Consider the following 4569-nt stretch of genomic DNA (forward strand, 5'->3'; position numbering starts at 1 on the left):
AGGCTTTCCACACACAGGCCATTCCTTTTGTCCTGACTTTATTACCGCCAACCTCAACCCGCTGGCCCTGTTCCCACTGGATCRGATCCTTCAATTTGCTGATACATAGCGACACATCTCCAACCGAGCTTCTTGTAAGCGGGGTTTGCGTCGGTGTCGTTTCGCCTGATTGGATCGCATTGCGGAGCCGCAAATCCATAGRGTTCATACCCAACTTCTTCGCTAGTATATCCATCGTACGCTCCATACAGAAATGCGCTTCCGTACGCCCAAATCCCCGAAATGCGGTGGCATAAGGATGATTCGTATAGACGCATAACGCGTCACACCACACGTTATCTACGCGATAAGGTCCCGTGCAGTCGATTGCCCCCGCTTGGGTTACCGTTGCTCCCTCGTCTGTATAGCCCCCTGTATCAAATAGAAACGTAAATTCAGCTGCAGTTAGTCTACCTTCTCTGGTCGCGCCAAGCTTTACTTTTGCTTCAAGACCAATGTGGCTAGGGGAACTAACCATATCTGTTTCGCGGGAATTATTGATTTTGACAGGACGACCACCGCAAGCTTTGGATGCCAGATAAGCAATGTATTCTAATTGGATGGAACCTTTGCCGCCAAATCCGCCACCTACAAAAGGCACATGCACAATCACTTTGGACTGCTCAACTTGAAAAAAGCGCTCAAAGGCACGTTTTATCATAAAAGGATCCTGCGTCGACGTTTGGATGTCAATCAATCCGCTTGGCTTTACTTCAACGATGGCACAACGCGGCTCCATCGCGCAATGATCGGAAGTGTTGAACGCATATGTCCCTTCCACCGTCGTTTCACTTGCTGCCCAGCCAGAGGCCATGTGAGCTTTGCGGATTTTCACAAAATTGCCGATGTTTGTGCCTGGAACGGGATACACATCCCCGAATTTCTGATAGCTGCCCAAATCTTCATGGATCAATGGAGCATTCAGTTGCAAGGCGCTGCTGGGAGAAGGAACAACGGGAAGCTGCTCATATTTGGCTCGTATGCACGCTGCCGCGCGTTTGGCAATCTGCTCAGATTCCGCAACAACGACCGCGATCGGCTCGCCGAAATATCGTACTTTCTTCCAGGCAAGCGGCGGACGATCTGCGAGTAGACTGCCAGTAAGGACTGGGGAGTCTTCGCCCCGAAGAATCGCTTGAACACCGCTCACTGCCAGTGCATCCGTAATATCAATCGATGAAATTAACGCATGCGAATAAGGGCTAGTGACGAGCCAGCCATGCAGCATACCTGGAGATTGTGTATCGTTCGTGTATTTAGCGAAGCCGGTTACTTTATCTCGGGATTCAAGTCTTGGGATACCCTTGCCTATTACGCTCACGTTCTACCCACTCCTACTCTATTACGATCTATATTCCGTACAAAGCTGGGCGTTTTCTATCATCTTATCAAGATTAAACTCGTCCTATGTCTCTGTGGCGGCAAGCAAATAAAAAAAGGACTGCCGCCTAGTAGAAACCTACTAGCCGAGCAGTCCTTACTTGCATTAAGTTATGTGAACCGAACTTTCCTCATCAATCGGCAGAAATATATGAACTATTGTTCCCTTATTAATTTCACTTTCGATTTTGAGACATCCGCGGTGTGCTTCAATAATTTTGTGACAGACCATTAAACCTAAGCCCGTCCCTTTCTCTTTCGTTGTATAAAAGGGCTCACCAAGTATCGCCAATCTCTCCTCTGAGATGCCGCAGCCCTCGTCAAGGAACCGAATCTGAACCTTGTTGTCGTCGGTTTTCAACGAAATAACGACATTTCCTCCATCGGGCATCGCTTCAATCGCATTTTTAAGAATATTAATAAATACCTGTTTCAATTGATTTTCCTCGCATTTAATGAATGGAATTTCAGTCAAGACCTCTGTATGAATTTGAACATTATTAAGAATGGCTTGGGTTTGCAGCAGGGAGATGACGTCTTGAACGATTTTTCGGATATCTTTCATCTCAAAGTTGATAACCTGCGGTTTGGCAATCACCATAAACTCGCTCACGATATCGTTAATTCGGTCTAACTCCGATAACATGATTTGAAAATAATACTGATAATTTTCTACCTTCGACTGCAAAAGCTGCACAAAACCTCTTAACGACGTCAATGGATTTCGAATTTCATGAGCGACTCCCGCCGCGAGCTGACCTACAATGGACAGCTTTTCTGATTTGAGCAGCAGCTCTTCCGTCCGTTTGCGTTCTGTAATATCTTTGGCAATGCCGTATACGCCGTCAACTTTATCATTGATATAGATCGGAACCATTTTCAAATTTAATTCAATCTGATTTCCTTCTTTATGCAAAAGAGTAATTTCTGTATTGTTGGATTCGCCGTACATCGCTTTTACAAACAACTGGCAGGCTTTCTCTCGATCAGTGGAAACATCAACAAGCGATTTATAGCTCTGTTCCCGCTCCTCCAGCATGCATTGCGCCCGTTTATGCTCCGTAATGTCCCTGCATAGCAACTGCACCGCAGGTTTGCCAAGAAAGACGATCGGCACTTCTCTTACATCAACGTCGATAACCTTCTGGTCTACTCGCAAAAACTTTTGGTCCATTGGCTCCGTGGGCTGCTTGTCTTCAATGATTTGACGGATACGTTTCTGCGTAATATCTGCAAAATCGGGGTGCACGAATGTCATGACGGGTTGCCCGATAAGCTCCTCGGGCGAGTTCGCACCTAATACTCTCGCACCGGCAGGATTGATGAAGATGATAATCCCATCACTGTGAACCACGATCGGTTCTGGTGAATGTTCCACAAGGATTCGGTACCGTTCCTCGCTTTCCAGCAACGCTTTTTTTAACCGATTTAAACAAAAATACAAAATAAATGCTGTAATAACGACATAAAAAAGTCCCTTTGAGGAATTTATGGAAACTGCATCGGTCAAGTTAGCGCTATCAATGAAACGATCTGATAGAATGACCCACAAACTTCCAAACAAGACATAGAGGAAGGTGACCTTCAAAGAGCTTTTTACCTTTACTACTGACTTCTTGTGCATATCGATCTACTCTTCCTTAACCATGCATTTTTATGGGACAGCGGTGTAATTTGCAAATTGATTATATCATTTATTCTTGAAAATACTTATTGGATCTTTCTCCCATTCCTTTCAATTCCCACGCACTAGTTCTATTGGACGAACATATACTAGAAGAAGACAGCTAGAGAGGAGGTATTCACGATGAAAAAAGCGGATTCCTATCGAATTTGTAAAAAGTACCTCAATCGAGAAGTGATGATCCAAACAACCCACGGCACTTACAAAGGTACCATTGTCAAAGTGGACAATAATAAAGTATATCTGAAACCAGCGCGTAACGGGAAAAAAGCACAAATCTCTTTTCTGCCATTTATTTTACCGCTCGTCTTGTTTAATCTTTTGACTATTACTTTATTGGATAGTAGACCTTGTTTCCCTTTCCGTCCCTTCTAATCTTCACTCGAAAACCCTCATMTCCTTAGATGAGGGTTTTCGAGTGAAATTTCATATATTCACCGATCAACTTTAAAACAGGCAGCTGATCCAGTGAAGGCCAACTGCCTGATCTTCTTATTTAGAGCTCACTAATCTGTTTTTTCGTGTGTTCCAAGAAAGCTGCTGTGTCATCCCATGTACTGAATCCTGCTTGAGAGATTTTGTCGCTTCCGCCGCCTTTTCCTTGGTAGGCAGCCAAATTCGCTTTGAAGAATGCACCGCAGGATAAAGCTGCGCTATTATTCGCCAGTACGACTTTGTTCTCAGCAATCGTTGCAAGCAGCACTGGGCAATTGCCCTGCTCCGCCAGCTTGCCAGCGAGGTTTTGCAAATCCTTCAAAGACTTGTTTTCGAACACACGGACAATCAAGTTTCCTTCACGCTGGGAGAGCAGTTCATCTACTACATAAGCGTGATTTTCCTCTTTTAACTGAGCAAGTTCCGCTTGAAGCTGTTTGGTCTCGAGCTCCCACTTCTCCACGCGATCGATAATTTCGTCTTTTCCTGTATTGAATTTGATGGATAGTGTCCCCAAAATTTTCAGGCTATCATTAAACTCCTGGAGCGCACGATACCCGCATTTAAAATAAATCCGCGTATTTCCCTTCTGCTTCTCCGCTTTCAAGAGCTTGATCATGCCGATCTCACCTGTCGATGAGACATGAGTGCCCCCGCAAGCGTTGTACTCCACATCTTGAATTTCGACAATGCGAATATTCTCCGTCACTTTGGGTTGTTTCACGAGCGGCAGCTTAGCCAATTCCTCTTCCGTAACAAAATAACTGGAGACAGCTCGGTTCTTATAGATCTGCTGATTCACTTCTTTCTCGATGGCCGCCAACTGAAGGGGTGAGAGTTCCGGCTGTTCAACATCAATCGTCGCATAATCCGTTCCTAAGTGAAAGGAAACGGTCATTGCCTGATAGAGCTCACGGCATACCGCCGATAACAGATGTTGACCACTATGCTGCTGCATATGATCGAACCTACGCTGCCAATCCACTTCGCAGGTTACAACGCCTTCTCCCAGTGGACTCGCCACTTTATGC

At 45.2% G+C, this 4569-nt stretch carries 4 protein-coding genes; 1 reads left to right on the top strand and 3 read right to left on the bottom strand.

The window, feature by feature from the left end; all coding sequences use genetic code 11:
- The coding region (locus tag AC1DUA_RS33840; RefSeq protein ID WP_477503912.1) for a xanthine dehydrogenase family protein molybdopterin-binding subunit at positions 1 to 1360 on the bottom strand (1360 nt) is incomplete at its 3' end.
- A 165-nt stretch (positions 1361 to 1525) separates the two neighbouring features.
- Positions 1526 to 3043: a PAS domain-containing sensor histidine kinase gene (locus tag AC1DUA_RS33845; RefSeq protein ID WP_477503913.1), complete on the bottom strand. Its 1518-nt coding sequence runs from the start codon at positions 3041 to 3043 to the stop codon at positions 1526 to 1528.
- A 183-nt stretch (positions 3044 to 3226) separates the two neighbouring features.
- Here AC1DUA_RS33845 and AC1DUA_RS33850 point away from each other — a divergent pair, with 183 nt between their 5' ends.
- On the top strand, positions 3227 to 3478 hold the full coding sequence (locus AC1DUA_RS33850; protein ID WP_477503914.1) for a hypothetical protein: 252 nt from the start codon (positions 3227 to 3229) through the stop codon (positions 3476 to 3478).
- Positions 3479 to 3599: 121 nt separating this feature from the next.
- On the opposite strand, the gene AC1DUA_RS33855 is transcribed toward AC1DUA_RS33850, so the two are convergent.
- The coding region (locus AC1DUA_RS33855) for an alanyl-tRNA editing protein (RefSeq protein ID WP_477503915.1) at positions 3600 to 4569 on the bottom strand (970 nt) is incomplete at its 5' end.

The organism is Paenibacillus sp. 01T422 (assembly GCF_056398785.1).

What these genes read in the sequence shown, in the direction of transcription:
- AC1DUA_RS33845 (WP_477503913.1), bottom strand. Translation starts at nt 3,043, where the DNA reads ATGCACAAGAAGTCAGTAGTAAAGGTAAAAAGCTCTTTGAAGGTCACC.
- AC1DUA_RS33850 (WP_477503914.1), top strand. Translation starts at nt 3,227, where the DNA reads ATGAAAAAAGCGGATTCCTATCGAATTTGTAAAAAGTACCTCAATCGA.